This window comes from Salibaculum sp. (assembly GCF_035270045.1).
Taxonomy (GTDB): domain Bacteria; phylum Pseudomonadota; class Alphaproteobacteria; order Rhodobacterales; family Rhodobacteraceae; genus Salibaculum.
Genome location: NZ_DATFIP010000083.1, coordinates 1 through 27,000, shown reverse-complemented (window position 1 = coordinate 27,000; position 27,000 = coordinate 1). Strand labels below are relative to the sequence as shown.

Annotated in this window: 32 protein-coding genes, 1 tRNA gene and 1 pseudogene; 22 read left to right on the top strand and 12 right to left on the bottom strand. The window is 66.5% G+C overall.

The genetic code is table 11. The features are described 5' to 3' along the window. A tRNA-Ser gene (locus VJ897_RS14220) sits at nt 1-90 on the bottom strand. Nucleotides 91-244: 154 nt separating this feature from the next. Between VJ897_RS14220 and VJ897_RS14215 the strand changes: the two genes are divergently transcribed. The 9 genes from VJ897_RS14215 (at nt 245) to VJ897_RS14175 (ending at nt 7,509) form a co-directional block, all read left to right on the top strand. Beyond that, nucleotides 245-1,087 carry a DUF2059 domain-containing protein gene (locus VJ897_RS14215; protein WP_324056386.1) on the top strand — a complete coding sequence of 281 codons (843 nt, stop codon included), beginning with the start codon at nt 245-247 and terminating at the stop codon, nt 1,085-1,087. Between the two features lie 82 nt (nt 1,088-1,169). Beyond that, on the top strand, nt 1,170-1,712 hold the full coding sequence (locus VJ897_RS14210; protein ID WP_324056384.1) for a hypothetical protein: 543 nt from the start codon (nt 1,170-1,172) through the stop codon (nt 1,710-1,712). Nucleotides 1,713-1,887: 175 nt separating this feature from the next. Continuing rightward, nucleotides 1,888-2,526 carry a 50S ribosomal protein L21 gene (locus tag VJ897_RS14205; protein ID WP_324056381.1) on the top strand — a complete coding sequence of 213 codons (639 nt, stop codon included), beginning with the start codon at nt 1,888-1,890 and terminating at the stop codon, nt 2,524-2,526. A gap of 21 nt (nt 2,527-2,547) precedes the next feature. Continuing rightward, entirely contained in the window at nt 2,548-2,817 is a 270-nt protein-coding gene (rpmA, locus tag VJ897_RS14200) for a 50S ribosomal protein L27 (protein ID WP_324056379.1), read from the top strand. Nucleotides 2,818-2,952: 135 nt separating this feature from the next. Then, nucleotides 2,953-3,510: a GNAT family N-acetyltransferase gene (locus tag VJ897_RS14195; RefSeq protein WP_324056378.1), complete on the top strand. Its 558-nt coding sequence runs from the start codon at nt 2,953-2,955 to the stop codon at nt 3,508-3,510. A 5-nt stretch (nt 3,511-3,515) separates the two neighbouring features. Next, complete coding sequence (locus VJ897_RS14190) at nt 3,516-4,040, top strand: GNAT family N-acetyltransferase (RefSeq protein ID WP_324056376.1); 525 nt, start codon at nt 3,516-3,518, stop codon at nt 4,038-4,040. Between the two features lie 76 nt (nt 4,041-4,116). Continuing rightward, nucleotides 4,117-5,157, top strand: a complete 1,041-nt coding sequence (gene obgE, locus VJ897_RS14185) for a GTPase ObgE (protein ID WP_324056374.1) — start codon at nt 4,117-4,119, stop codon at nt 5,155-5,157. Continuing rightward, on the top strand, nt 5,145-6,251 hold the full coding sequence (proB, locus tag VJ897_RS14180) for a glutamate 5-kinase (protein ID WP_324056373.1): 1,107 nt from the start codon (nt 5,145-5,147) through the stop codon (nt 6,249-6,251). Before obgE ends, proB begins: the two co-directional genes overlap by 13 nt. A gap of 16 nt (nt 6,252-6,267) precedes the next feature. Next, on the top strand, nt 6,268-7,509 hold the full coding sequence (locus VJ897_RS14175; RefSeq protein WP_324056371.1) for a glutamate-5-semialdehyde dehydrogenase: 1,242 nt from the start codon (nt 6,268-6,270) through the stop codon (nt 7,507-7,509). Here the strand turns inward: VJ897_RS14175 and VJ897_RS14170 are convergent. Next, a complete protein-coding gene (locus VJ897_RS14170) occupies nt 7,506-8,096 on the bottom strand; it encodes a histidine phosphotransferase family protein (protein WP_324056369.1) in 591 nt (196 codons plus the stop codon). The genes VJ897_RS14175 and VJ897_RS14170 overlap by 4 nt on opposite strands. Here VJ897_RS14170 and VJ897_RS14165 point away from each other — a divergent pair. The 3 genes from VJ897_RS14165 to olsA all read left to right on the top strand — a co-directional run bounded on the left by VJ897_RS14165 (nt 8,095) and on the right by olsA (nt 10,003). Then, nucleotides 8,095-8,277, top strand: coding sequence for a DUF3553 domain-containing protein (locus VJ897_RS14165; protein ID WP_324056367.1), 183 nt, complete (start codon nt 8,095-8,097; stop codon nt 8,275-8,277). The two genes, VJ897_RS14170 and VJ897_RS14165, sit on opposite strands and share 2 nt — an antisense overlap. 131 nt (nt 8,278-8,408) lie before the next feature. Then, nucleotides 8,409-9,173, top strand: coding sequence for an L-ornithine N(alpha)-acyltransferase (gene olsB / locus VJ897_RS14160; protein WP_324056366.1), 765 nt, complete (start codon nt 8,409-8,411; stop codon nt 9,171-9,173). Then, a complete protein-coding gene (olsA, locus tag VJ897_RS14155; RefSeq protein ID WP_324056365.1) occupies nt 9,170-10,003 on the top strand; it encodes a lyso-ornithine lipid O-acyltransferase in 834 nt (277 codons plus the stop codon). The genes olsB and olsA overlap by 4 nt, the downstream gene beginning before the upstream one ends. A gap of 3 nt (nt 10,004-10,006) precedes the next feature. On the opposite strand, the gene VJ897_RS14150 is transcribed toward olsA, so the two are convergent. After that, entirely contained in the window at nt 10,007-10,630 is a 624-nt protein-coding gene (locus tag VJ897_RS14150) for a thiamine phosphate synthase (RefSeq protein ID WP_324056364.1), read from the bottom strand. A gap of 123 nt (nt 10,631-10,753) precedes the next feature. On the opposite strand from VJ897_RS14150, the gene VJ897_RS14145 reads away from it, so the two are divergent. The 3 genes from VJ897_RS14145 to VJ897_RS14135 all read left to right on the top strand — a co-directional run bounded on the left by VJ897_RS14145 (nt 10,754) and on the right by VJ897_RS14135 (nt 14,191). Further along, on the top strand, nt 10,754-11,497 hold the full coding sequence (locus VJ897_RS14145) for an RNA methyltransferase (protein WP_324056387.1): 744 nt from the start codon (nt 10,754-10,756) through the stop codon (nt 11,495-11,497). An 80-nt stretch (nt 11,498-11,577) separates the two neighbouring features. After that, a complete protein-coding gene (gene ctaA, locus VJ897_RS14140; RefSeq protein WP_324056363.1) occupies nt 11,578-12,720 on the top strand; it encodes a heme A synthase in 1,143 nt (380 codons plus the stop codon). A gap of 1 nt (nt 12,721) precedes the next feature. After that, nucleotides 12,722-14,191 carry a carboxypeptidase M32 gene (locus tag VJ897_RS14135; protein ID WP_324056361.1) on the top strand — a complete coding sequence of 490 codons (1,470 nt, stop codon included), beginning with the start codon at nt 12,722-12,724 and terminating at the stop codon, nt 14,189-14,191. A gap of 129 nt (nt 14,192-14,320) precedes the next feature. On the opposite strand, the gene VJ897_RS14130 is transcribed toward VJ897_RS14135, so the two are convergent. Then, nucleotides 14,321-15,106, bottom strand: coding sequence for an enoyl-CoA hydratase (locus VJ897_RS14130; RefSeq protein ID WP_324056360.1), 786 nt, complete (start codon nt 15,104-15,106; stop codon nt 14,321-14,323). Between the two features lie 70 nt (nt 15,107-15,176). On the opposite strand from VJ897_RS14130, the gene VJ897_RS14125 reads away from it, so the two are divergent. From VJ897_RS14125 to rpsI, 4 genes are all read left to right on the top strand, one after another. Continuing rightward, nucleotides 15,177-15,605 carry a PaaI family thioesterase gene (locus VJ897_RS14125; RefSeq protein WP_324056358.1) on the top strand — a complete coding sequence of 143 codons (429 nt, stop codon included), beginning with the start codon at nt 15,177-15,179 and terminating at the stop codon, nt 15,603-15,605. Between the two features lie 85 nt (nt 15,606-15,690). Beyond that, the gene (locus VJ897_RS14120; protein WP_324056356.1) at nt 15,691-16,668 is read left to right on the top strand and encodes an SLAC1 anion channel family protein; all 978 of its coding nucleotides are present in this window, start codon (nt 15,691-15,693) and stop codon (nt 16,666-16,668) included. A 127-nt stretch (nt 16,669-16,795) separates the two neighbouring features. After that, entirely contained in the window at nt 16,796-17,263 is a 468-nt protein-coding gene (gene rplM, locus VJ897_RS14115) for a 50S ribosomal protein L13 (RefSeq protein WP_324056354.1), read from the top strand. After that, entirely contained in the window at nt 17,263-17,751 is a 489-nt protein-coding gene (gene rpsI / locus VJ897_RS14110; RefSeq protein ID WP_324056352.1) for a 30S ribosomal protein S9, read from the top strand. Before rplM ends, rpsI begins: the two co-directional genes overlap by 1 nt. Nucleotides 17,752-17,815: 64 nt before the next feature. Here rpsI and VJ897_RS14105 read toward each other — a convergent pair whose 3' ends face one another. Next, nucleotides 17,816-18,655 carry a LysR family transcriptional regulator gene (locus VJ897_RS14105; RefSeq protein ID WP_324056350.1) on the bottom strand — a complete coding sequence of 280 codons (840 nt, stop codon included), beginning with the start codon at nt 18,653-18,655 and terminating at the stop codon, nt 17,816-17,818. A 194-nt stretch (nt 18,656-18,849) separates the two neighbouring features. Here VJ897_RS14105 and VJ897_RS14100 point away from each other — a divergent pair, with 194 nt between their 5' ends. The 3 genes from VJ897_RS14100 to VJ897_RS14090 are packed head-to-tail and all read left to right on the top strand — an operon-like array spanning nt 18,850 to nt 21,601. Continuing rightward, nucleotides 18,850-19,722, top strand: coding sequence for an ABC transporter permease (locus VJ897_RS14100; RefSeq protein ID WP_324056348.1), 873 nt, complete (start codon nt 18,850-18,852; stop codon nt 19,720-19,722). After that, the gene (locus tag VJ897_RS14095; protein WP_324056347.1) at nt 19,719-20,522 is read left to right on the top strand and encodes an ABC transporter permease; all 804 of its coding nucleotides are present in this window, start codon (nt 19,719-19,721) and stop codon (nt 20,520-20,522) included. The genes VJ897_RS14100 and VJ897_RS14095 overlap by 4 nt, the downstream gene beginning before the upstream one ends. Then, nucleotides 20,519-21,601 carry an ABC transporter ATP-binding protein gene (locus VJ897_RS14090; protein WP_324056345.1) on the top strand — a complete coding sequence of 361 codons (1,083 nt, stop codon included), beginning with the start codon at nt 20,519-20,521 and terminating at the stop codon, nt 21,599-21,601. The genes VJ897_RS14095 and VJ897_RS14090 overlap by 4 nt, the downstream gene beginning before the upstream one ends. An 87-nt stretch (nt 21,602-21,688) precedes the next feature. On the opposite strand, the gene VJ897_RS14085 is transcribed toward VJ897_RS14090, so the two are convergent. The 7 genes and pseudogenes from VJ897_RS14085 to VJ897_RS14055 form a co-directional block, all read right to left on the bottom strand. Beyond that, nucleotides 21,689-22,204, bottom strand: coding sequence for an acyloxyacyl hydrolase (locus VJ897_RS14085; RefSeq protein ID WP_324056344.1), 516 nt, complete (start codon nt 22,202-22,204; stop codon nt 21,689-21,691). A 66-nt stretch (nt 22,205-22,270) separates the two neighbouring features. Beyond that, nucleotides 22,271-22,915: a TetR/AcrR family transcriptional regulator gene (locus VJ897_RS14080; RefSeq protein ID WP_324056343.1), complete on the bottom strand. Its 645-nt coding sequence runs from the start codon at nt 22,913-22,915 to the stop codon at nt 22,271-22,273. Beyond that, entirely contained in the window at nt 22,908-23,780 is an 873-nt protein-coding gene (gene ppk2, locus VJ897_RS14075; protein WP_324056342.1) for a polyphosphate kinase 2, read from the bottom strand. Before ppk2 ends, VJ897_RS14080 begins: the two co-directional genes overlap by 8 nt. A 61-nt stretch (nt 23,781-23,841) precedes the next feature. Continuing rightward, on the bottom strand, nt 23,842-24,786 hold the full coding sequence (locus tag VJ897_RS14070; RefSeq protein WP_324056341.1) for an alpha/beta fold hydrolase: 945 nt from the start codon (nt 24,784-24,786) through the stop codon (nt 23,842-23,844). 71 nt (nt 24,787-24,857) lie between these two features. After that, on the bottom strand, nt 24,858-25,805 hold the full coding sequence (locus VJ897_RS14065; RefSeq protein WP_324056339.1) for a homoserine O-succinyltransferase: 948 nt from the start codon (nt 25,803-25,805) through the stop codon (nt 24,858-24,860). A gap of 27 nt (nt 25,806-25,832) precedes the next feature. Then, nucleotides 25,833-26,696, bottom strand: coding sequence for an ATPase (locus VJ897_RS14060; RefSeq protein ID WP_324056338.1), 864 nt, complete (start codon nt 26,694-26,696; stop codon nt 25,833-25,835). A 103-nt stretch (nt 26,697-26,799) separates the two neighbouring features. Next, a pseudogene (locus tag VJ897_RS14055) lies at nt 26,800-27,000 on the bottom strand (transporter); the annotation flags it as partial.

The following is a 27,000-nucleotide window of genomic DNA, read 5'->3' as shown; positions in this document are numbered from 1 at the left end:
TGGCGGAGAGACAGGGATTCGAACCCTGGGACCCCGTGAAGGGTCAACGGTTTTCGAGACCGCCCCGTTCGACCACTCCGGCACCTCTCCGCGGGGGTCTGGCCGGGGCATAATCGCGCGGGGCGGGCTGTGCAAGCCCTTTCCTGACAATCCCGTCAGGTCCCGCGTCGAGGGGCCGCTTCCCCTTGGAATGCGGCCGGCTCCGCCCTATTCCTTGGAGGGCAAGACAGAAAGGAACCTCGTCATGCCGCGCCTTGCCCGCTCTGCCGTCCTGCCCGTCGCCCTTGCTGCCTTGCTGGCGCTGCTTGCCACGCCCCTGCTTGCACAGGACCGCGATGCAGCGGCGCTCTTTGATCGGATGAAACTGCCGCAGATGATCGGCGTGATGCAGCGGGAGGGGCTTGATTACGGCGAGACCCTGGCCCGCGACATGCTGAGCGACAGCCCGAGCCGGGACTGGATGGAGACGGTGGCGACCATCTACGACGAAGAGCGCATGGTCGCCAACATCCGCGCCGAGTTCGTCGCGGGGCTGGAAGGTGCCGACCTGGCCGCGCTTCACGACTTCTATGGCTCCCCCCTGGGTCGAGAGCTGATCTCGTTGGAGTTGAGCGCGCGAGAGGCGCTGCTGGATGACCAGGTCGAGGAGGCCGCACGCGAACGCGCCGCGCTGGCCATGGCGGACGAGACCGACCGTTACCGCCTTGTCTCGCGCTTCGTAGACGCCAACGACCTGGTGGACCGGAACGTCATGGGTGCCATGAATTCGAACTACGCCTTTTTCCTCGGTCTCGCCGAGGGGGGCGCTTTCGGCGGCGACATGAGCGAGGAGCGCATCCTGTCGGACGTCTGGGCGCAGGAACCCGAGATCCGCATAAGCACCACCGAATGGGTCTATGCCTTTACCCTGTTGGCCTACCAGCCGCTCGATGACGCCGATCTGGCCATTTATACCGATTTCGCCGAGACCGGCCCGGGCCAACGGATCAACCGGGCCCTCTTCGAGGCCTTCGACGGTGAATTCGAGGCGATCAGTCGGGCGCTGGGGCGTGCAGCGGCGCAGGAAATGGCCTCGCGCGATCTGTAAGGCGATGGTCCACAGCGGTTTACAGCAAACCAGCGAGCAGCTAGGACTTTCCCAACACTTTTAATATCTTAAGGAGATTAAGATGCAGGTCCGCGTCACCCTGCCTCGTGCTCGGCTCGGTCTCTCGCGCTTGCTTGTCGCGCTCATATTGGCGCTCGTCCCGCTAACAGCCGCGGCGCAGGCGGTGCAGTTGACAGTCGACGGCACCACCTACGATGTGGAGTTCTTCGAAGGGCCGGACAGCTACCTGGACAATTCGCCTGCGATCATCGCGTCGCCCTGGTGGGGCGATTTCCAACTGGCGAGGGATTTCGCGAACGCCTACGACGCGGCCGTCGCGCCCGGCTACCCCTTCGATCTGAACGCGGGGACGGACAATCTTGCCTTTGCCTACGAGACCTACCTGGACGGTTTCTTGAATGTCCGGTACGAGCGATTGACCGATGGCGGTGATGTCGCGACCCGCGCCAGCCAGGTCAGCTCGGGAAGCCCCGACCTGCATTATGCTTACGCGACACCGGCGGCCGTCCCCGAGATCGACGGCGGCGCGCTGGGGCAGGGGGCGGTGGTCCTGCTGGCGATCTGGCTGATGCTGCGGCAGCGTGTGGCGCGCCCGCGCGCCTGACGGGCCCCTTGACAGTTTCTCCGCCCTGGCGCATATGGTCGCGACCGGCGTCAACATGCGCCGGTTTCGCATTTGAATAGAGACCCCGCAAGGGGCGCTGTCCGAGGTGGGCGCGAGGCCCGCAACACCCGTGAACACGGGGGCCACAGGGCGCGGAAACAAAAGGAAGAGACGCATGTTCGCGGTTATGAAAACCGGCGGCAAGCAGTACCGGGTCACCTCGGGTGACGTGCTGCGTGTCGAGAAGATCGCCGCCGAAGCCGGCGAGACCATCCAGTTCAACGATGTCCTGATGGTCGGAGGCACCGTCGGCACCCCGACGGTCGAGGGCGCCGGCGTCCAGGCCGAGGTGATCGACCAGATCAAGGGCCCCAAGACGATCAAGTTCGTCAAGCGCCGCCGCAAGCACGGCTCGCAGCGCACGCGCGGCCATCGCCAGCAGCTGACGCTGGTTCGCATCACCGACATCCTTGAGAAGGGCGCCGACAAGTCGGGCGTCAAGGCGGCCCTCGGCGGCGCCGGCGTTGCTGCCACGGCGGCGCCCAAGGCCGCCAAGCCGGCCAAGAAGGCCGCGCCCAAGAAATCTGCCGAAAAGGCGCCCGAGACAGCCGCGGCCGGGGGCGACGACCTCAAGCAGCTGTCCGGCGTGGGCCCGGCCCTGGAAAAGAAGCTGCACGCCGCCGGCGTGACCACCTTTGCCCAGATCGCGGCTTGGACCGAGGCCGACATTGCTGATATGGACGAGAAGCTGAGCTTCAAGGGCCGGATCGAGCGTGAAGGCTGGGTGGACCAGGCCAAAGACCTGTCCAAGTAAGAGACCGAGAGGAGAGACACGATGGCACACAAGAAAGCAGGCGGGTCATCCCGCAATGGCCGCGACTCTGCCGGTCGCCGCCTTGGTATCAAGAAATACGGCGGGGAAACCGTGATCCCCGGGAACATCATCGCGCGTCAGCGCGGCAACAAGTGGTGGCCGGGCGACGGTGTCGGCCAGGGCAAAGATCATACGATCTTCGCCACGGTCGAAGGCAATGTGACCTTCCGCAAGGGCCTGAAGGGGCGCACCTTCATTTCCGTACAACCGCTGGCGGATGCCGCGGAATAGGCCGGACCCACAGGTTTCAAGACATTTGAAAGGGATCGGCGGAACCGCCGGTCCCTTTTTCTTTACGGCGGCTTGTGCCTTGGCCCGTGCCGCCCCATTTCGGGTTCGTCCCGGGCTTTCGGAGGAGGAAAGCCGATGATCGTCGACAAGGATCTGCCGCCCGGCAGCGGTTCAGCCGCCGAAATCGCAACGGACCGCTTCATCCTGCGCCCCATGCGGCGCTCGGACACCGGGTTGATCGAGCTTTATGCCGGGGACGAACGGGTGGCGCGCATGACCCGAGATATTCCTCACCCGTTGCCCCCCGGCACGGTCGAGACGCTGTTGCGCACCGCCGCCGACCCCGAGCATTCGGTAGATGTCTGGGTGATCGACGGCGCACGTCTTGGCCACGCCGAGGTGATGGGCATTCTGAAGCTGGAACGCATGGATCGGCGCCAGTCGGAAATCCGCTACTGGGTCGCGCCCGCCTTCTGGAACGCCGGCATCGCCACGGCGGCGATCGAGGCTCTGCTGGGGGCAAATCCCCATGGCGCCGAGCATATCTTCGCCGAAGTCTTCCAGGACAATCCCGGGTCGGCCCGAGTGCTGACCAATGCGGGCTTCGACTACCTGGGCGACGCCGAGGCCTATTGCGTGGCCCGCGGTGCGATCGTGCGCACCTGGACCTACAGCCGCAAGCTGGGCGGGTGACGCCCTTGACGCTTTGCACAACGCGGCTGCGGCTGCGCCCGCCCGTGCCCGGCGATGCCCCGGACATCGTCGCGGGGCTGAACGACCTGGAGGTCAGCCGGTGGCTGACCGTGGTGCCGCACCCCTACACCCTTGACGACGCGCTGTGGTTCATCGCGGAATGCGCGGCGGGACGCGAAACGTCGTGGGCGATCACGCGCGCGGGCGAGGACCGGGTGCTGGGCATGATCGGCGGCCAGGGTTCTTTCGGGTATTGGCTGCGGCGCGATGCCTGGGGACAGGGGATCATGACGGAGGCTGCCAGCGCGGTTGTCGGTCATCTCTTCGATACCGGCGCGGCGCGGTTGCTGCAGTCCGAGTACTTCCTGGGAAATGCCCGTTCGGGGGCGCTGTTGCAGTCCTTGGGGTTCCGGGAAACGGATCAGCACGAGGTCAGTTGCCGCGCCACGGGTAGGGTCGTGCGATCGCAACGGATGGCGCTTTCGCGGACGCGCTGGATGAACCGGTCGCCGCGCCGCCAAACCGGCTGAGCGTCGGCCCCCCTTGAGCGCCGCGCGGCAATGCCGTATCCCGCGCATCTGATCGCCCGCGAAAGGCCCGCGCCCCATGAAATTCCTCGATCTCGCCAAGGTCCAGACCCGCTCCGGCAGCGGCGGCAACGGCTGCATCAGCTTCCGGCGCGAGAAATACATCGAATACGGCGGCCCCGATGGCGGCGACGGCGGCAAGGGCGGCTCGGTCGTGGCCGAGGCGGTCGACGGGCTCAATACCCTGATCGACTTCCGCTACCAGCAGCATTTCTTCGCCAGCAACGGCCAGGGCGGCATGGGCCGCCAGCGCACTGGCGCCGACGGGGACGACATCATCCTGCGCCTGCCGGTGGGCACCGAGATCCTCGACGAGGACCAGGAAACGGTGATCGCCGACCTGACAGAGGTGGGCCAACGGGTGGTTCTGGCCCGCGGCGGCAACGGCGGCTGGGGCAACCTGCGGTTCACGACCTCGACCAATCGCGCCCCGCGCCGCGCCAACCCCGGGCAGGAGGGGGTCGAACGCACGATCTGGCTGCGCCTGAAACTGATCGCGGATGTCGGGCTTCTGGGCCTTCCGAACGCGGGCAAGTCCACCTTTCTTGCGGCCACGTCGAACGCGCGGCCCAAGGTAGCCGACTACCCGTTCACCACGCTGGTGCCCAACCTTGGCGTCGTCGGCGTCGATGGCGTGGAATTCGTGGTGGCCGACATTCCGGGCCTGATCGCGGGCGCGCACGAGGGGCGCGGGCTGGGCGATCGTTTCCTGGGCCATGTCGAGCGTTGCGCGGTGCTGCTGCACCTGATCGACGGCACCTCGGGCGACCCGGTTGGCGATTACCGCACCATCATCGACGAGCTGGAGTCCTACGCCGGGGCGCTGGCCGACAAGCCACGCGTCACCGTGCTCAACAAGATCGACACGCTGGACTTCGAGGAGCGCGCCTTCATCGCCGACGAGATCGCCGCCGGGACCGGCGCGGAGGTCCTGCAGATGTCGGGTGCCACCGGCGAGGGCGTCACCGAGGTGCTGCGCGCCCTGCGCGCGCGGATCGACGAGGACCGCCTGCGCCGCAAGCGCGACACGCAAGAGGACGAGGATCCGTGGCACCCCTGACCGAAGCGAAACGCGTTGTCGTCAAGATCGGCTCGGCCCTGCTGGTCGAGCGCGACAGCGGCACCCTGCGGGCCAGCTGGCTGGCGGGCCTGGCCGAGGACGTGGCCTGGCTCAAGGGGAAGGGGGCGGATGTGGTCCTGGTTTCGTCGGGGTCCATCGCGCTTGGGCGCGGGGTCCTGGGACTTGGCCCCGGTCCGCTGTCGCTGGAACAGTCACAGGCGGCCGCCGCCGTTGGCCAGATCCGCCTCGCCCGCGCCTATGAAGAGGCGCTTGCCCCGCACGGAATCACCACCGCACAGGTGCTGGTCACGCTTGAGGACACCCAGAACCGGCGCCGGTTCCTCAATTCGCGCGCGACCCTGGAAACCCTGCTGGGCATGGGCGCGGTGCCCATCGTGAACGAGAACGACACCGTCGCCACGGACGAAATCCGCTACGGCGACAATGATCGGCTGGCGGCGCGGGTTGCGATGACGGTCCTGGCCGATCAGCTGATCCTGCTCTCCGACGTTGACGGGCTCTATTCCGGCAACCCGCACGAGGACCCGGGTGCGCGCCGTTTCGACGTTGTCGAAGAGATCACGCCGGACATCGAGGCGATGGCCGGCGACGCGGGTTCGGGCCTGTCCAAGGGCGGCATGAAGACCAAGCTTTCTGCGGCCCGGACGGCCATGGCGTCGGGCTGTGCCATGGCGATCACCGAGGGCGCCCGGATGCGGCCCCTTCTGGCGCTGGCCGAGGGGGCGCCGGCCACCTGGTTTCCTCCGCAGCAAGACCGGCACGTGGCGCGCAAGGGCTGGATCGCGGCCATGAAACCGCGCGGGACGCTGATGGTGGACGCAGGCGCGGCGCGGGCGCTTGCGGGCGGCAACAGCCTGCTGCCCGCCGGTGTGACCGAGGTCTCCGGCAGTTTCCAGCGCGGCGACCCGGTCAGCGTGACGGACCCGGCTGGCAAGGTGCTGGCCACGGGCCTGAGCCGTTACAGCGATGCCGAGACACGCGCCATCGCCGGACACCGCAGCGCCGAGATCGAGGATATCCTGGGCTATCCTGGCCGCGCGGTTCTGATCCACCGCGACGACCTGGTGACATGAGAGGGACGAGGGCGAAATGACCGAGATCGATCAGATGATGGCCGAGTTGGGCCGCAATGCGAAAGACGCCGCTGCCTCGCTGGCACATGCCTCGGCCGCCGCCAGGACACACGCGCTGGAAGCGGCCGCCGATGCCGTCTGGGCGCGTCGCGCCGAGATCATGGCTGCGAATGAGAAGGACCTGGCCTTCGGCCGTGACAAGGGCCTGTCAGCCGCCATGATGGATCGCCTGACACTGGACGAGGCGCGGATCGCGGGCATCTGCGACGGGCTGCGCGCGGTGGCCGCGCAGGCTGACGCTGTCGGCCAGGTGATCGAGGAATGGGACAGGCCGAGCGGACTGCATATTCGCCGGGTGCGCACCCCGCTTGGCGTGGTGGGGGTGATCTACGAAAGCCGTCCCAACGTGACGGCCGACGCCGGCGCGCTTTGCCTCAAGTCCGGCAACGCGGTGATCCTGCGCGGCGGCTCGGAGAGCTTCCATTCCTCGGGCGCGATCCATGCCGGGCTGGTCGAGGGACTGCGCGCGGCCGGGCTACCGGAACATGCGATCCAGCTGGTGCCGACCCGCGATCGGGCGGCCGTGCAGGAAATGCTGACCATGGTGGACACGATCGACGTCATCGTGCCGCGCGGGGGCAAGGGGCTGGTCGGTCTGGTCCAGCGCGAGGCGCGAGTACCGGTTTTCGCCCATCTGGAAGGCATCGTGCATATCTATGTCGACAAGGCGGCGGACCCGGACAAGGCCAGGCGCGTCGTGATCAACGCCAAGACCCGTCGGACCGGCATCTGCGGAGCCGCCGAATGCCTCTTGGTGCATCGCGAGGCCCAGGCCCTGGGCCAGGAAATCGTCGATGACCTCAAGGCCGCTGGCGTCGAGGTTCATGCGCAGGGGCTGGACGGATCGGTGCCCGCGACCGAGGCCGACTGGGGCATGGAATACCTTGACATGAAGATCGCAGCCAAAGTTGTTGATAACATTGATGATGCCATTACCCATATCCGTCGCTACGGGTCCAGCCACACCGATGCGATCCTGACCGAGGACGACGCGGCGGCGGCGCATTTCTTCTCGCGGCTCGACAGCGCGATCCTGATGCGCAACGCCTCGACCCAGTTTGCCGATGGCGGCGAATTCGGCATGGGCGCCGAGATCGGCATCGCCACGGGCAAGATGCACGCCCGCGGCCCGGTTGGCGCCATGCAGCTGACCAGTTTCAAGTACCTGGTCGAGGGTGACGGCACAGTGCGCGGCTAGAAGGCGATCGCCAGCCGGTCGGGTGCGCGGGTGATGCGCGCGCAGCGCCCCAAGTCGTGCAGCGCCCTTGGCAGCAGGGCGAAGTGAACGGTGCTGGCCGTCGGGGACTGTGCCGGGGCCTTGCCCGCCAGCACCGCCCAGTTGTCCGGATCTGGCCGAAGCGCACCGGTCGCCGCCACGGTCCACAGACCGTCGGCGTGATTCATGCGGATCGTGCCGCCACGGGGCAGGGCGCTGTCCATGCAGAGCGCCGCAAGCAGTGCCGCCTTGGCCTCGGGACGGGGAACGGGATCGTTCAGGGCCACCTCGCAGCGGGTCCGACCTTCGGCGAAATAGGCCCCCACAAGACCATGGATCTCGGTCGCGGTCAGGCTCAGGCCGGGATCGGCTGTGCCGAAGGCGAGGCGGAACACCTGGACCTTGGCATTGGCATCGGCCACGCTGCGGTTGATCAGGTCCATTTCCTGGTGGGGGGCGGCCCGCGAAAGCGCCAGAAGCTCGACGCCGTTGCCGATCGCCCCAAGTGGGTTGATGATGTCATGACAGATACGAGAGCCGATAAGGGCGGAAAGGTCGGGTGCGGACATGGAGGATCAGAACAGCTTTCTGGAACCGGGGATGCTGGTGCGCCATCCCGACCGCCCCGAATGGGGCGTGGGGCAGGTGCAGTCGAACATCGGCGGCCGGGTCACGGTGAATTTTGCCGACGAGGGCAAGGTGGTCATTGATGGCAGGCGCATCATGCTGGTCCTCGTCGGCTCTGGGTGACGCAACGTTAGGCGGTGAGGGGAATGCACGCAAGGGTTGAGTTCCTGTCGTCGCAACGCGCGTGGCGTTGCCAAGCGCGGCCCCCCGTCCTAGAAGGCGCGGACAGTTCCAGACCCGCCCGTTATCCATTCATGACCCGGCCCGCCCCCCTGTTCGAGACCGCTCTGGCACGCACGCCCGAGGACCTGCGCGCCGCGCTTGCGCTGCGCTACCATGTCTTCGTGCTGGAGATGGGCGCAGGCGGTGCCGGGGTCGATCACGCGGCCGGGCTTGAACAGGATGCCTTTGACACCCACGCGCTGCATCTGCTGCTGCGCGACCGGACACGACCCGAGGACGACCAAGTGATCGGCGTCTACCGGCTGATGGACGATGGCGCGGCCCGCGCGGCGGGGCAGTTCTATTCCGAGGGCGAATACGATCTTGCGCCGCTGCGGGCCCGGGGGCGGCGTCTGCTGGAAATGGGCCGGTCCTGCGTGCATCCGGATTATCGCGACGGGCAGGCGCTGTTCCATCTCTGGCAGGGGCTGGCCGCCCATGTGCGCGACAGCGGGGCAGAAATCCTGTTCGGCGTCGCCAGTTTCCATGGCACCGAACCGGGGGCGCTGGCCCAGCCGCTGTCGCTGCTCCATCATCGGCACCTCGCCCCCGAGCCGCTGCGCGTACGCTCGCGTCTGTTCCAGCCCATGGACATGCTGCCCGAGGACCGGATGGACCGCCTTGCCGCGTTGCGTCAGATGCCGCCACTGATCAAGGCCTACCTGCGGCTGGGCGGTCGCGTGGGCGCGGGGGCCTATGTGGATCACGCCTTCAACACGACCGATGTCTGCCTGGTGGTGGACACCGCCCGGATGAGTGCGCGCGGCCGCGCGCTCTATGCCGGCGCGGGCGCATGAACACCTGGCACTCCGACGATCTGCCCGAGAGCCACCGTATCGGCGGCTCCGGTCGGGTCCTTGTCGGGCTGCGTGGCGTTGCCCTGGGGGGGCTGGTCTTGGGCGGGCTGGCGGTTCTGCTGTTGCTGCGGCTGGTGGAACGCCCGCTCTTCGGGCAGGGCCGTCCCTGGACGCCGGTCGTCACGCAAGTTGTCTGCCGCAACGCCTTTCGCGTCATGGGGATCGGCTACCGCACCGAGGGCCGGCCCATGACCGGACCCGGCGCGGTGGTCGCGAACCATTCCAGCTGGCTGGACATCTTCGCGCTGAACGCGGCCAAGCGCATCTATTTCGTCTCGAAGGCCGAGGTTGCGGGCTGGCCCGGAATCGGCTGGCTCGCACGGGCCACGGGAACGGTTTTCATTGCACGCGACAGGCGCGCGGCGCGCGGACAGGTCGAAACCTTCCGGGCACGGCTGGGCCTGGGCCACAAGCTTCTGTTCTTTCCAGAGGGCACCTCGACCGACGGGCGGCGGGTGCTGCCCTTCAAGCCGACACTTTTCGAGGCCTTCTTCGACCCGGCCTACCGCGACACGCTGCGCGTCCAGCCCGTTTCGGTGATCTACCGCGCGCCTCCGGAGACCGACCCGAGGATCTATGGCTGGTGGGGCACCATGGATTTCGGCCCGCATCTGCTGGCGACGCTGGCGCAGCGCCCGCAGGGCCGTGTGATCGTGAAATACCATGCCCCGCTCGCCGTGGCCGATTTCGCGGATCGCAAGGCCCTCGCGGGGGCGTTGGAACGAACCGTGCGCAACGGCCTGCAAGAGGCGGGCGTCACCGGGGCGTGATCGCTAGAGCATGGCCCGTTGCAAGTCCTGCAGGGCCGCAACCGGAGACTCGGCATCCCAGATTTCCTCGCCGATCCCGAAGAAATCCGTCACCGGGGCCAAGTCGCGGATCAGGGTTGCGTCCAGCGCGCCCTCGGCCACGACCGGGACTTCGATCATCGTCGACCACCACTCGAACAGCTCGTGTTCGGCCTGGCGTCCATCGCCCAGTGGCGTCACCCCGCAGGGGCCGAAACTGATGTAATCGGCGCCCAGCTCGCCCGCGGTCATGCCGTCATGGCGCGAATTGTGGCAGAAGGCGCCGATGATGGCGTCTTCGCCCAGGTCCTTGCGCGCCTTTCGCACCGAACGCGCCGCGTCGGTCAGGTGCACGCCGTCCAGTCCAAGCCTGTCCGCCAGCAGCATGTGGCTGTCGATCACCAGCGCGACATCGCGGGCATGGGTCACGTCGCGCAGGGCATCCGCGGTGCGCGCGATGCGGTCCTCGTCGCGGGTCCCGAGGGCCAGGCGCACGCAGGCCACCTCGACGCTGTCCAGAAGCCGCGCCAGGGTCTCGGGATAACTCGAAAGTTCGACCTCCGACGGGGTGATGAGATAAATCTGGGGCTGCTCTGCGTCGTCGGTCATGGGGGCATCCACCGGTCTTGAAAGGATTTCGCCGCTATAGCGCCGATTTCGCGGCTTGGCTACCGCTTGCCGTGGCCGCGAGGCTTGCGTATCAGCGCTGCGAGTGACCCAGTCGAGACCGCCATGCCCAGTGATACGCCGCAGCCCGCATTCGTCCTGATCCGCCCCCAGATGGGCGAGAACATCGGCGCCGCCGCGCGGGCCATGTGGAATTTCGGCCTGGACCGGATGCGCGTGGTGGCCCCGCGCGACGGCTGGCCAAACCCGGCCGCCGTGGCCATGGCCAGCGGGGCGGGGCGGCTGCTGGACGAGGCGGTTCTGGCCGGTGACCTGGCCGAGGGGATCGCGGACCGGACCTATGTCTATGCCACCACCGCACGACCCCGCGAATTGACCAAGCCCGTCTTCACCCCCGAGGCCGCGATGCGCGACGCCGCAGACAGGATCGGGCGGGGCGAGCAGGTCGCCGTGCTTTTCGGCCCGGAGCGCGCGGGGATGGAAAATGCCGACATCGCGCAGGCGAATGCCATCATCACCGTGCCGGTGAACCCGGATTTCCCGTCGCTCAACCTGGCGCAATGCGTGCTGCTGGCAGGCTATGAGTGGCGCCGCGCGGTCGAGCTCGCCGAGCCACAAGTGCTGCGCGGACAGCGCACCGAGATGGCAGGCGGCGCCGAGATCGAGGCCCTGGCCCGCCATTACGAGGACCGGCTGGACGAGGCGGGGTTCTTCTTTCCCGAAACCAAGTCCGACTCGATGCGGCTGAACCTGCGCAACCTGTGGTCGCGGATGCCGCTGACGCGAGCCGACGTGCAGATGCTGCACGGCATCCTGCGGCAACTGGTCCGCCGCCGCGACGACCCCTGAGACAGGTGGCCGCGTTCGCTTGCCCCGCGGGTATGGGCGGCATAGCTTGCGCGCAAGGACAACAACAAGGGCGACGCCGGATGGCCGACAAGAACCGCAGCATCTTCCAGGAAGTCGAAACAGCCGAGAAACCGGCCGCCGCGCCGGGCGGAATCGCCCGGGGCAGCCGCGCGGGTGCACGCGGGGCGATCCGTGGGTGGCTCATGACGCTTTTCGCGCTGGTCGTGGTAATGGTCGCCGTGGGCGGGTTGACCCGGCTGACGGATTCGGGCCTGTCGATCACCGAATGGGCGCCGATCAGCGGTGCCGTACCGCCCCTGTCGCAGGCCGACTGGCAGGCCGAGTTTGACGCCTACAAGCAGATCCCCGAATACATCGAACAGAACGCCGGCATGTCGATGGCCGAGTTCAAGGTGATCTACTGGTGGGAATGGGGCCACAGGCAGCTGGGCCGGGTGATCGGGCTGGTCTGGGCGGTGGGCTTTCTCGGCTTCCTTGTGGCGCGCAAGATCCCCGCGGGCTGGACCGGGCGGTTGCTGCTGCTGGGCGGGCTCGGCGGGCTGCAGGGGGCCATCGGCTGGTGGATGGTCCATTCCGGCCTGCAGGAGGGGATGCTCGACGTGGCATCCTACCGGCTGGCCACGCACCTCGGGCTGGCCTTTGCCATCCTCGGCCTGATCGCCTGGTATGTCTTTCAGCTTGGCCGGACCGAGGCCGAATTGATGCAGGCGCGCCGAGTGGCCGATCCCAAGCTCTTTTCGCTCTCGACCGGGCTGATGCATTTCACCTTCCTGCAGATCCTGCTGGGCGCACTGGTGGCAGGGATCGATGCTGGACGCGCCTTTCCCACCTGGCCGCTGATGGGCGATGGCTTCTTTCCGCCCGCGCCCTTCGAGTTGACGCCCCTGTGGCGCAACTTCTTCGAGGATGCGGGACTGGTGCAGTTCATCCACCGCATGTCGGGATACCTGCTGTTGGTCTTCGCCGTAATCGTCTGGCGGCGCGGCCGTCGCGCGGCCAGCGGGGCGACCCGGTTCGCCTTCAACGCGGCCTTCGCGGCGATCACGGTGCAGATGTTGATCGGCATCGCCACGGTTCTCTACCAGGCCCCTTGGCAGATCGCCATCGTGCATCAACTGGTCGCCGTGCTGGTCTTCGTGCTTATCCTTCGGGCGCGCCACCTGTCGCGCTACCCGCGGCCCCAATCGCTCAGAGGAGCCTGACATGTCCGCCTATGACGAGTTGATGGAATTCGCCCGCACGACGCAGGCGCTGGCGCAGGTTGCCGGGCGGCTGGGCTGGGACCAGGAGACGATGATGCCGCGGGGCGCGGCGCCGCAGCGCGCCGAGGAACTGGCGGCGATGGAATCGGTTCTGCACGCGCGGCGCACCGATCCCCGGGTGGGCCACTGGCTGGACAAGGCCGAGGCGAGCGCACCCGTCGAGGCCGCCAACCTGCGCCTGGTCCGCCGCGATTTCGACCGCGCCAGCAAGGTGCCCGCGCGGCTGGCCGCGGAACTGGCCCGCGTGACCTCGATGGCCCAGGGCATCTGGGCGAAGGCCCGGGCCGAGGATGATGTCGCCGCCTTCATGCCGACGCTGAGGGAGGTGGTATCGCTGAAGCGCGAGGAAGGTGCGGCCCTGGCCGACGGGGCCGATGTCTACGACGCCCTGTTGCAGGATTTCGAACCGGGCGCCTCGGCGGCCGAGCTGGAAGCGATGTTCGCGCGGATGCGCCCGCGCCTGGTGGCCCTGCGCGAAGCGGTGCTGGACAAGCCCGCTCCCGCAGCACTGGCCGGCACCTTTGACGAGGGCGCACAGATGCGGCTGGCCCGCCAGGTCGCCAGGACCCTCGGCTACGACATGGCCCGCGGCCGAGTGGACAAGGCGGTTCATCCGTTCTCGTCGGGGTCGGGCCTCGACGTGCGGATCACCACGCGCACCAACCCGGACGATCCCTTCAACAGCCTCTATTCCACGATCCACGAGGTCGGCCACGGCGCCTATGAACAGAACATCCACGCCGACCACCTGCTGACCCCGGTGGGGCAGGGTGTCTCGATGGGCGTGCATGAAAGCCAGTCGCGCATCTACGAGAACCAACTGGGCCGGTCCGAGGCCTTCGCCCGTTGGCTCTACCCGCAGATGCAGCAGGCCTTTGGCGATCTGTCCCTGCCCGACGCCCAGGCGCTGTTCGCCGCGATCAACCGGGTCGGTGCGGGCTACATCCGCACCGAGGCCGACGAGGTCCATTACAACCTGCACATCCTGATGCGCTTCGACCTGGAACGCGACCTCATCGCCCGGCGGCTGGAGGTGGAGGACCTGGAGGCGGCCTGGAACGCGCGGTTCGCGGCGGATTTCGGCGTCGAGGTGGACCGGCCCTCGAACGGGGTCCTTCAGGACGTGCACTGGTCGGTCGGGCTGTTCGGTTATTTCCCGACCTACACGCTGGGCAATGTCTACGCCGGCTGCCTGCACACGGCCATGCAGCGTGACGTGCCGGACCTGGAGGTCGGCCTGGCGACCGGCGACCTGACCCCGGCGACAGACTGGCTGCGCGACAAGGTGCAGATCAACGGCGGCCTGTACCAGCCGCGCGAGACGATCCGCCGGGCCTGTGGCGCGGAGCCCGATGAAGAGCCGCTGCTGGCCTACCTCGAGCAGAAGTTCGGCGCGCTTTACGGGGTGTGACCAAGTGGTGTGGCGCGCGCCACGCATGATATCACGGCGGCGCGGGCGCGCCGCCGCGGGGGAGGGGCGCTGCCCCTCTGCCTTGCGGCATTCACCCCGGGATATTTCCGGCCAGAAGAAGCGGCAGACTTACCCGGCCCAGTCGGGTTTGCGCTTTTCGATGAAGGCGGTGATGCCCTCGTCGGTGTCGCGGTCGAGCATGTTGCGCACCATGACGTCGCCGGTATGGGCGTAGGCGGCCTCGGTCGTCAGGTGCGCCTGTTCGTAAAAGGCCCGCTTGCCGACGCTCACCGCGCTGGCCAGTTTGCCGGCCACGGTCTCGGCCAGCTCGGTCGTGGCGGTTTCGAGGTCATCGGCCGGGACGGCGTGGTTGAGCAGGCCGATCTCGATGGCTTCCTCGGTCTCGATCAGGCGGCCGGTCGTGAGCATCTCGAAGGCGCGTTTGCGCGGCACGTTGCGGGTCAGGGCCACCATGGGGGTGGAGCAGAACAGCCCGATATTGACGCCGTTGACCCCGAAGCGCGTTCCCTCGGCGGCCACGGCCATGTCGCAGGTCGCCACCAGCTGGCAGCCCGCGGCGGCGGCGACACCGTGCACCTGTGCGATCACCGGCTGGGGCATGGCCTGGATCGTCTGCATGAGCGTCGTGCAACGGGTGAAGAGATCGGCGAAATAGGCGCCGCCTGCGTCTTGTGACCGGCGGGCGGCCTGCATTTCCTTGAGGTCGTGACCCGCGCAGAAGGCCTTGCCCGTGCCTGCAAGCGTCACCGCGCGGATTTCGTCGCTCTCGGCGATGTCGTCGAGGGTTTCCTGCAGCGCGGCCAGCATGGCATCCGACAGCGCGTTCAGCGTCTGCGGCGCGTTCATCACCAGGTGGGCGACATGGTTGCGGTCGGTGCGGTCGAGCAGGGCCATGGCTTGTTCCTTTCACGGTTTCGGGGCAAACCTAGTCGTCGGGTGCGCACGGCGAAAGGGGTGACGCGACATGGCATTGCAGATGGGCACGGCCGAGATGGCGTCGTTCCTCGACGAGGTCTTTCCGCAGGTGCGCGGCGACTTCGTGATCGACCGGATGGACGAGGACATGCTTGTGATGCGTCTGAAGGTCGCCGACCGGCATCTGCGCCCCGGCGGAACCGTGTCCGGCCCCGCCATGTTCGGCCTGGCGGACGTCGCGGCCTACGTGGCGACCATGGCGCGGGTCGGCCCGCAGGCCCTGGCCGTGACGACGAACTGTTCGATCGACTTCATGCGCAAGCCGCAGGCGGGGTGCGACATTCTTGCGCAGGCAGAGGTGCTTAAACTGGGCCGGGCGCTGAGCGTGACCGAAGTGCGGCTGTTCTCGGAGGGCACGGGGGCACCTGTTGCCCGGGCCAGCCTGACATATTCGATCCCGCCCGATCGGTCGGTCTGACAGGGTCCCATTGATTCAGATCCGGAAAGCGGCATATGTCTCGTCTGCGAGACATGATGGCACGCACCCCGGCGAGGAGCACCCGATGACGAACACGATTCCGCAAGAGGCACGATCGCAAGGGCTGGCGCATTTCCCGGTGACTTTCTTTGCAGTGGTCATGGGGCTTTTGGGTCTGACACTGGCCCTGCACGCCGCCGCGCCAGTCTGGGCGCCAGCCGCGGTGCTGTCGTCGGGGATGCTGGGGCTTTCGCTTCTGGCGCTGGTCGTGATCTCTGCGTTTTACGGCCTCAAGGCCCTGCGCCATCCCGGGGACGTTGCCGCCGAGTGGCAGCATCCGGTGAAACTGGCCTTTTTCCCGACGATCACGATCTCGCTGCTGTTGCTGTCCACGGCGCTCTGGCCGCTGTTGCCCGGGGTCGCGCGGGGCATATGGCTGTGCGGCGTGATCGGGCAGGGGGCGCTGACCCTCGCGGTGATATCCGGCTGGATCAGCCACCGCAGTTTCGAGGTGGGGCACCTGACGCCGGCCTGGTTCATCCCGGCGGTGGGCAACGTCATCGTGCCGGTTGCCGGGGTGCCGATGGGGTACGTGGAGATCTCGTGGCTTTTCTTCTCGGGGGGGCTGATGTTCTGGGTCGTGCTGCTGACGCTCGTGATGAATCGCCTGATCTTTCACGATCCTATCCCGGCGCGGCTGTTTCCGACGATGGTGATCCTGATCGCGCCGCCCGCGGTCGCCTTCGTGGCCTATGTCGCATTGGCGGGGGGTCTCGATGGCCTGGCGCGGGGCCTGATCTACACGAGCTACATCTTCACCGCGCTGGTGGTGGTGCAGGTTCCGAAACTGGCGCGGCTGCCCTTTGCCCTGTCCTGGTGGGGACTGAGCTTTCCTCTGGCCGCGCTGGCCATCGCCTCGTTCCGCTTTGCCGCGCTCGCGGGGACGCTGGCACACCTCGTGATCGGGGTGGCGGCACTGACAGTGCTGGCGTTGGTCGTGCTGGGGCTGGCGGCACGGACGGGCCTGGCCGTCGCGCGGGGCGAGATTTGCCGTCCCGAATGATGGGGTATAATAATACCTAAATCTTAGGCAATTGAAAAACGGGTATAAAATAACATCATCCACGATTGACTGTGCATCGCAAACCCGTAAAACACGGTCATCCGAAACCCAACCAGGGCCGAAAAACATGAAAACCTATTCTGCGAAACCGGCAGATATCGAGAAGAGCTGGGTCGTGATCGACGCCGAGGGCGTTGTTCTTGGGCGCCTCGCCTCGATCGTGGCCACGCGCCTGCGCGGAAAGCACAAGCCGTCGTTCACCCCACACATGGACATGGGCGACAATGTCATCGTCATCAACGCTGACAAGGTGCAGATGACCGGCAAGAAACGCACCGACAAGACCTATTACTGGCACACCGGGCATCCGGGCGGCATCAAGAACCGCACGGCCGAGCAGATCCTCGAAGGCGCCCATCCCGAGCGGGTCGTGACCCAAGCCGTCAAGCGGATGCTGCCGGGCAACAAGCTGTCTCGCAAGCAGATGACCCATCTGCGTGTCTTCGCCGGTGCCGAGCACGGCATGGACGCCCAGAAGCCCGAAGTTCTGGACGTCAAGTCCATGAACTCCAAGAACACCCGGAGCGCATACTGATGGCCGATCAAGTCAATTCCCTCGAAGAACTGGGCCAGGTGGCCGAAGGCGCCGAAACCCCTGTCGCGGAAGAAACCCCGCGCGAGCCTGTTCGCGACGACCTGGGCCGGTCCTATGCTACCGGCAAGCGCAAGGACGCGGTCGCCCGCGTCTGGATCAAGCCGGGCTCGGGCAAGGTCTCGGTGAACGGCAAGGAGCTGAACACCTATTTCGCCCGCCCCGTTCTGCAGATGCTGCTGCGTCAGCCCTTCGACGTGGCCGGCGTTGCCGACCAGTTCGACGTGCAGGCCACCGTCAAGGGCGGCGGGCTGTCAGGGCAGGCCGGTGCGGTGCGCCACGGTATCTCCAAGGCTCTGCAACTCTATGATCCCGGGCTCCGCCCGTCGCTCAAGGCCGCCGGGTTCCTGACCCGCGACAGCCGCGTGGTGGAACGCAAGAAGTATGGCCGCCGCAAGGCGCGCCGGAGCTTCCAGTTCTCCAAGCGCTGATCGGGATCGTTTGGCCGTTACCAGGGGCCGTCCTGCCGGGCGGCCCCTTTTGCGTGACCACAGGTCAGCCCTGGGTTTCGCCGAAGCACTCCGAGACCAGCGCATCGGCCAGGCGCACGATCGGGTCCAGCTTTCGGCTGCGGTGAAAGCTGATCCAGACTTCCAGCAGTTCGGCCGGGCCGTCCGGGTGCAGCCGCTTCAGGTCAGGCCGGGCATCGCCGAAGCTCTCCGGAAAGGTCGCCACCAGGTCCGACCCCGTCAGCATGTCCTGCGAGGGGGTCAGCCCCTCCATCCGCAGCCGCGTCGGCAGATCCGCCTCGGTGGTCTGGAACATTTCGACCTGGCGCGCGGCGTCATCGTAGTCGATTGTCAGCCAGCCCGAGGGCGGGCCGCCCAGATCGGCACTCACATAGGGGCGCACCCGCAACCCGCCCAGCTTGCGGCAGGTCAGCAAACCTTGCGTGGGCCGCGTATAGGTCACGGCGACATCCGCCTCGGCATAGGCGATGGACCGATGGCGGAAGGTCAGGTCCAGCCGCAGGTCGGGGTACCGACGCAAGAAGGCCGGCCCGCAACCGCTGAGCGCACTTTGAAGGACCGTCATGGACACGGTCGCGCGCACCACTGCCCCGGGCGGCGGCTGCATGTCCTGCTGCACGGCGAAGGCCTCAAGGTCATGTTCCACGGTCTCGGCCAGAGTGATAAGGCGGCGCCCGGCCTCGGTCGGCTCCCAGGTGCTGGCATGCTTTATGAAGAGCGCCTGACCCAGTTCCTCGGTCAGCTTCTCGATGCGTCGCGACACCGTCGCGACGTTCGCCGAAAGGCTTTCTGCGGCATTCGTCATGGTCTTGTGGCGATCCAGCGCGAGGCAGAATCTCAGATCGTCCCAGTTGTGCAGCCCCAACGCGTCATGTCTCCTGTCGTGTTCGCCCCGCCCCGTGGGGCGCACAATACCCTACAGACCGGATATTGGGGGAAAACCTGACCTTGACTGGCTTTAAAGACAGGGCGAATCGCTGCATGACCGCTGGGCATTGATCTTTTTCGTGTTTCTGGGTCCTCTTGGACCGAGCATGTCTTGCGGGAATCGGGGTGCGGATGGCCAGGGCGGCACTGACAGCGGGCGGCAAGCGGGGGCTGATCCTGGTCAGCCCGCCGTTTCTGTATGCCCTGTTGTTGCTGGCCGTGCCGCTGGCAACGATTCTGCTGTTCAGTTTCTGGACCCAGGATTACCTGGACATAGACACCCGGTTCACCATCGCCAACTACGTCGAGGCCTTCGGAGACCCGCTCTACATGCAGCTGCTGCGCCGGTCGCTATTGATCGCGGGGGCAGTGACCCTGGTTACCGTGGTGCTGGCCTTTCCTATCGCCTATTTCGTGAGCTTCCACGTGGCGCCGGCCCGCAAGTCTCTCTGGCTTTTCCTGATCACCATTCCCTTCTGGACCAGTTACCTGATCCGCGTCTTCCTGTGGAAGGTGATCCTGGGCTACAATGGCGTGCTGAATTCCAGCTTGCTGGGGGTCGGGCTGATCGACGAGCCGCTCTCGGTGATCCTCTACAATGCCAACGCGGTGGTCATCACCCTGGCCCATGCCTTTGCGCCCTTCGCCATCCTGCCGATATTCGTGGCGCTGGAAAAGATCGACCGCTCGCTGCTTGAGGCCTCGATGGACCTGGGCGAGACGCGGGTGACGACCTTTCTTCGGGTGACGCTGCCGCTGGCCATGCCCGGGGTGGTCGCCGCGGTACTGATCGTCTTCATTCCCACCATCGGGGATTACGTCACGCCGCGGCTGGTGGGCGGGCCTGACGGGCTGATGATCGCCAACATGATCCAGACCCAGTTTCTCAAGCTCAACAACGCGCCCATGGGGGCCACCCTGGCGATCCTCGCGATGCTGTCGGTCACGGCGGTCTCGCTGGTCTTCATCTGGCTCAACCGGCGCTGGCTGCGAGGCCCGAAATGAGGGGGCTGCGGTTTTACGCGATCGCCTACCTGGTGTTTCTCTACGCGCCCATCGCGTTGCTGCCGCTCTTCGCCTTCAACGATGCCGATATCATCGCCTTTCCGCTGTCGGGGGGCACGACGCGCTGGTTCGCGGAACTGACCCAGAGTGCCAGCCTGCTGGACGCGGCGCGCAACTCGCTGATCATTGCCGCCACCACCGCGGTGCTGTCCACCGTCCTTGGCGTATGCGCCGCCCGCGCCGCGACCATGGCCGACTGGCCGCTGAAACGCCCGATGATGGGGCTGATCATGTTGCCGCTGGTCCTGCCCGAGATCATCGTGGCGGTTTCGCTGCTGGTGCTCGCGGTGCAGGTGTTCGGGCTGGGTCTGTCCAACACCACGATCATCGCGGCTCATACGCTGATCTGCATGCCCTTTTCCATCGCCGTGCTCAACGGCGCCTTCCAGAACCTTGACCCGGCCCTTGAAGAGGCCGCCCTCGACCTTGGCGAAACGCGGCTGAGCGCCTTTCGCCTGGTCCTGCTGCCGCTGGTGATGCCCGGGATCGTGTCCTCGCTGCTGATCTCCTTCACCATCTCTCTGGATGAGTTCATCATCGCCTTCTTCCTGTCGGGGGCCAATCCGACCATGCCGGTCTACATCTGGGGTTTGCTGCGCTTTCCGGGCCAGTTGCCGGTGGTCATGGCGCTGGGGACCATCCTGGTTGCGTTGTCCATCGTGCTTTTGACCATCGCCGAGATCATGCGGCGGCGCGGGCTCAAACGCGCCGGTCTCAGGGACAGGGGGGGCTTTCTATGACGCTGATCAACCTGGCGGGCGTGAACAAGCATTTCGGCGATTACCACGCGCTGCGCGACATCGACCTGAACATTCACCAAGGCGAGTTCTTCTCGCTGCTGGGGCCCTCGGGCTGCGGCAAGACCACCCTGCTTCGGGTCATCGCGGGTTTCGAGGATCCCGACAGCGGCAGCCTGCACATCGACGGGCGCGGCATGGCCGGTGTCGGGCCGAACCTGCGGCCTACCAACATGGTGTTCCAGTCCTACGCGATCTTCCCGCACCTGAGCGTGGCCGAGAACGTGGGTTTCGGCCTGCGCCGCTCCGCGATGAGCAAACCCGACAAGGCTCGCGCCGTGGGCGAGGCGCTGGAGATGGTGGGCCTGGGCGGCTACGGAAACCGCGCGGCCAATGCCCTCTCCGGCGGCCAGCGCCAGCGGGTGGCTCTGGCCCGCGCACTGATCCTGAAACCCAAGGTGCTGCTGCTGGACGAGCCGCTCTCCGCGCTGGACAAGAAGATCCGCGAGCAGATGCAGGTGGAGCTGATGAAGCTTCAGCGCGAGGTCGGGATCACCTTCATCCTGGTCACGCACGACCAGGAAGAGGCCCTTGTCATGTCCGACCGCATCGCGGTGATGTTCGAGGGTGGCATCGGCCAGCTGGATGACCCCGAGACACTTTACCGCCGGCCGGCCACGGAACGGGTGGCTGGCTTCATCGGAATGATGAACTTCCTGCGCGGGCAGGTGACATCCACCGGTGCCGAGATCGAGGTCGAGGTCGAGGGGCTGGGCCGCTGCCGGGTTCCGGCCGAACAGGCCCCTGGCGGGGTTTCGGCGGGGGCCGTCAGTGTCGGTATCCGCCCCGAGACGCTGTCGCTGCTCTTCGAGGGCGAGCGGACCGACAGGATGGAAGTCGCGGGCCGGGTGGACGAGGTCGTCTACTACGGTGACATGACCTACTACGACGTCGCTGTTGACGGTATCGAGAAGCCTCTGACGCTGTCCATGAAGAACCTGATCGGACGCCCGGTGCTGGATGTCGGCATGCCCACGCGCGTGGCCTGGGACGAACGCTCGCTCGTGCTGCTGGGTCGGTGACTTCCAGCCGCTGTTTCTTCTGGCCAAAAATATCCCGGGGTGAATTGGCCGCAGGCCAAGAGGGGCAGCGCCCTTCACATGCGTTGGTCAGTCCAGCGCCACCTGGTAGCGGATCGACAGGGTTTCCATCCCGGGATTGGGCGACTGCGTATCCGCGTTCGAGCGATGGTCATAAAGTACGCTCAACGTGGCCCCGTTGCCGAATTCATAACCCATCCCGAGGGCCGAGCGGATATGCAGGTTGCCACCCAGGTCCGGCCCGTCGCCCGCGCCGTAGTAGCCGGGCATGATCGAGCCTTCGGCGAAGAGTCCCGCCGGCCCGATCTCGAAGCGCGATTTCACACCAAGGCCTATCCAGCCGGCCCCTTCGTCGGTCATCGAAAACCCGACGGTGGGCTGGAACGGGCCATAGGCATGGTCCAGGTCATAGCCCAGGTAGAGTTCCTGGCCGATGCGCTCCTCCTGGAAGATGACGTCGCCGGCCTGCACGGACAGCCGCACGGGGGCGGCATCACGGGCCAGGCAACCGGTATTGCCGCAATGGTTCACGCCCATGTCGAACAGGCTGGCGATCAGGTATATCGCGGCTAGGGTGCCGTCCATCAGTTCATCTCCCCTGTCTATCACGCATGTGAATACCGGTCCCGCGCAGGCCGGACCAGCCTTTTTTCACCCCTCGCGCATCCCGGTGTCGGTATCGTCATCGGGCCGGATCAGACCCAGCCCCCGCAGGTAGATCCCGATCCCGGTCTCCAACAGGTCCTCGGGTGGGAAGGGCGCGCGGCTGCCGGGGCTGCCTCGCGCGAAAAGCTCGACCACGCCGTGCGACATGGCCCAGACATGGGCCGAGAACATCTGCGGCGGCGGGCGCTTCTCCTCGGGGATATGCTGCGACAGCTCCGCGGCGGCCTTTTCCAGCACCCCCATGGCCCGGCTGGCGGCGGCGGCCAGGTCCGGCGTGCGCTGCACCGGGATGCCGCTTTCGAACATGGCCACGTAATGCCCCGGAAACCGGCGGGCGAAGGCCAAATAGGCGCGCCCCGTGGCCTCGAAACTGGCCAGCGCCGAGGGCTGGCCCTTCTCGTAGGCATGTTCCATCAGGTCTGCGAAGATGACATAGCCCTGCCGGGCAGCCTCCGCGATCAGGTCGTCGCGCCCATCGAAGTGGCGATAGACGGCGGCGGGGGTCACGCCCGCCTCGCGGGCGGCCTCGGACAGGGTAAAACCGGTGGGGCCCTTCTCCTCGATCAGGCGCAGGGCACCGTCGACCAGCGCCCGCTTGAGGTCGCCGTGATGATAGCCCCGCTTAGCCATGCCAGAGGTCCGGTCCCCCCGCGATCATGGGGTCCACCGGCCCGACCTGCGACAGGTCCTTGCGGTCGTAGTCCAGCGCGTGCAGCACGGTGCGGATCGCGTTGACCCGCGCCCGGCGCTTGTCGTCGGACCGGACGATGGTCCAGGGCGCATCGGGTTCATGGGTCAGGGTCAGGGTTTCGCTTATGGCGCTGGTATAGGCGTCCCAGCGTTTCAGACCTTCCACGTCGATCGAGGACAGCTTCCATTGCTTGAGCGGGTCCTGTTCGCGTTTGAGAAAGCGCTTGAGCTGCGCGGCCCGGTCCACGTTCAGCCAGAACTTGAACAGGTGGATGCCCTCGTCCACCAGCATCTTCTCGAAAGGGCCGACCTGGCGGAACCAGTGGGCGCGCTCTTCGTCGGTGCAAAAGCCGAAAACCTTCTCGACGACGCCGCGGTTGTACCAGGACCGGTCGAAAAAGACACATTCACCGCCCGAGGGCAGGTGGTCGATATAGCGTTGGAAATACCACTGGGTGGCCTCGGTCTCGGTCGGTTTGGACAGGGCCACGACGCGGGCTCCACGTGGGTTCATGTATTCGCGGAACCGCTTGATCGTGCCGCCTTTTCCGGCCGCGTCGCGCCCCTCGAAGACGATGGCGACGCGCTGCCCGCTATCCTTGAGCCAACGCTGCAGCTTGACCAGTTCCACCTGGCAGGCCTCCAGCCGGGCCCTGTAGACCTTCTTTTTCCAGCGGTCGGTATAGGGGTAGCGGGTCGAGAGGATCTCGCCCTTGCCCCATTCCTCGATCTCGGCGCGCACCGTCGCGGGGGCCTCGTGGCGGAAATAATGGCTTATGGCGCCGTCGAAGGGCAGGTCCTGCATCGCTCACTCCTCGCTGGCGCCACTATCTCCTCGCTGGCGCCACTATGGGGTCTGTGCCGGATCAGCGCAATCCGGCGCGCGCGGCGGCCCGGTCGATGGCGGCGCGGGTCGCCTCGGGGGCGGTGTGATGGGGCAGGTGGCCGACCCCCTCCAGCCGTACGAGGTTGGCCTTCGGGACCTGCCGGATGAATTTCTCGGCATGGATGGACAGCCCCACTGTGGTATCGGCCGTCCCGTGGATCAGCTCGATGGGCAGCGCCAGCTCGCCGTAGTGCGGCTGCATTTGCGTGATCTGGGCCAGCAGACCCAACCGCTGCTTCGCATTTGCGCGCAGGCTGACGCGCCGTGCCGCCAGCTCGGCGCCGAAATGGTCGACATACCCTTCGGGTGCGGGTTCGGGGTCGAAGACGGCGCGCACCTGGTCGCGGATATAGGATCGCGGTACCAGCGCGGTGATCGGCGGCACCGCCATCGCCGAGCCGAGCGTCGAGCCGTTCGCGCGGTAAAGCGCGGGCACATGGCCATCCCAGGGGTGGGTGGGCGACGAGACAAGCACCAGCCCGGCGACTGCCTTCGGGCGCGTCACCGCCCAGGACAGCGCCACGGCGCCGCCGTAGCTCTGGCCCAGCACAAGGGGGCGATCCGCCCCCAGCTGCGCCGCGGCCCCCTGGAGCAGCGCGGCCTGTTCGGCGATCGTTGCGCCCCGGTCCTGCAGACGGTCGGTATAGCCCAGCCCGGGGCGGTCGAAGGCGATCACGCGGTAATCCTCGGCCAGCCGATCCATCAGGGCAAAGCTGAAATCCCTCAGGTTCCCCGACGAGCCATGGATCAGCACCAGGTCGGGCCCCTCGCCCTTGACCAGGGCATGCACCCGCGTGCCGTCGACATCGAGAAACTGGCCCAGGGGCGGGAACCGCGCTTCCCAACGGTCCTCGCGGGCGCCGGCGAGCAGGTGGACCGCCACGGCGAAGGCCAGAAGAAACAGCAGGACAACAAGGAATTTCATGACGTTCGCCCCTAGTGCGAGAACAGGTGGACCTAGGCCCCGTGCCACTGGCGTCCAGCAGCGCCGTGGCGTCAGCGCCGCAGGTCGGACACCTCCTGCCCGATGCGGCCCATGTCGAAGGGTGTCGTCAGGTAGATCTCGGAAATCCAGTTGCCATAGAGAAGATGCGCATGGCTGCGCCAGCGGTTCTGGGGCGCGCGGGCGGGGTCGTCGAAGGGAAAATAGTTCACCGGCATCAGCACGTCGGCGCCCGCGACCTGGCTGGCAGCCAGGTCGCGGCGGTATTCCTCGTCCAGCGTGCCGCTATCGTATTCCAAGTGATTGAAGACATAGAGCGCCCGATGTGACGGGTCCTCGACCAATGCCGGGCCGACCTCGTCAGAGTGCAGCAGGATCGGCAGGCCCGCGGCCTCGATCTCGGGCCGGCGCATCTCGGTCCAGCGGCTGACGGGCATGACGAAATCATCAGAAAACCCTCTTAGGTAGGGGCTTTCCGGGGAAAAGTTCATGTGCCGGTAGCAGCCGAAGAGCTTCTGGTCGAGCAGGTGTTTGCGCACCCCGTGGAAGTAGTGGATCATCGCCATGCCACCCCAGCAGACACCGAAGGTGGAATGCACGTGGGTCTGGGTCCACTCGAAGACCTCGCACAGCTCGTCCCAGTATGTGACGGCCTCGAAGGGCAGGTGCTCGATCGGGGCGCCGGTGATGATGAGCCCGTCGAACTTCTCGTCGCGGACCTCGCGGAAGGGGCGATAGAATTCTTCCATGTGGTCCGCCGAGGTGTTGCGTGCCTCGTGCCCGGTCATGCGGATCAGGCTGAACTCGATCTGCAACGGCGAGGACCCGATCAGCCGCGAAAACTGGATCTCGGTCTGAATCTTGCGCGGCATCAGGTTGAGCAGCCCGATGCGCAGGGGGCGGATATCCTGCTGGCTGGCCGCGTTCTCGCCCATGACCATGACGCCCTCGGTCGAGAGCACGTCATAGGCGGGCAGGGAACGGGGCAGCTTGATGGGCATCGGATCCTCTTTCGCAATGCGTCTGGGTTAGCGGGTTGCGTCCAGCGCCTCGGCGATCACCGTCTCGATATCGGAGGCGTCGCGCACCCGCGCCATGTCTTCGGCCAGGACGGTCACGCCCCAGTTGCGTGCCATGGCGGCGTAGCGGGGTTGACGGTGGGCCAGGGCCTCGGCATAGGCCCGGCGGATGAAGGCGTCCGGATCAACATCGCCCTCCTGTATATTGTTTTCCAACAGGTAATCATTCCAGGCCCGGGCCAGGAACGCGGGCTGGTAGGACATTGGCTTGGGCGCACGGTCAAAGCGGCGCACCAGCTCGTCGGTGTGGGAGTCGGTGCCCTTGATCCAGACCATCAGGCATTGCTCGGACAGGGCGCGCAGGATCGGGTCGTCGCGGTCGTCGGGGTTCACCCACTCGCAGATGGACCCGCCGGTGTCACAGACGAAATGCGGATAGCCGTAGACATCCTCGGCCCGGGTGATGAAGGTGCCCGTGTCCAGCAGCGTGCGTTCCTCGGCATCGCGGAACTCGTCCTGCCGACGGGTATATTCGGCCATGGGCAGGCCGCCGCGGGCAGGGTCGCCAGGCTTGCCCAGGTAGGCTGAGACGGCGGTCAGGTCGTCGTCATGGATGTTGGCGGCGATATGGATGGCATCGGCACGCAGCATCTCGGCCAGGAAGGGCACCTGCATGGCCTGTTTCTTGAGGTTGTCGGCAATGGGCTCGGCCATGTAGCGGGTGCCGATGCGGTAATCCACGCTGTAATGGAACCAGTCGCCGGTGGAGGCCAGCATCTTGGACAGATGTGTCTTGCCAAGGCCGGACATGGCAAAGAAGACCACGCGCTTGTGGGCGGCTCGGGTCCAGTCGGCGGCGCTCTCGTAGATCATTTGTGTTGCGTAGCGCGCGCGTGCGCGGCTTCCAAGCCCAAACTGCGCGGCAAGGCGAAAGCCCCGCCGCTCGGGGCGGGGCTTTCCGGGGTCTGCTGGACCGTCAGAAGGTGTAGGCGATCTTGGCCCCGACACCCACCGCCGAGTTGTCCTTGAACTCCGAGCCTATGGTTGTCGTGGCGTCCCCGATATTGACGTAACGAATGCCGCCGGACAGTTCGACCCCGTCGGCGATCATGTAGGCCGCCCCCAACTGGTAGCTGATGTAGCCGTCTGTCGGGCCGAGGTTGCTTGTCGGTTCGTC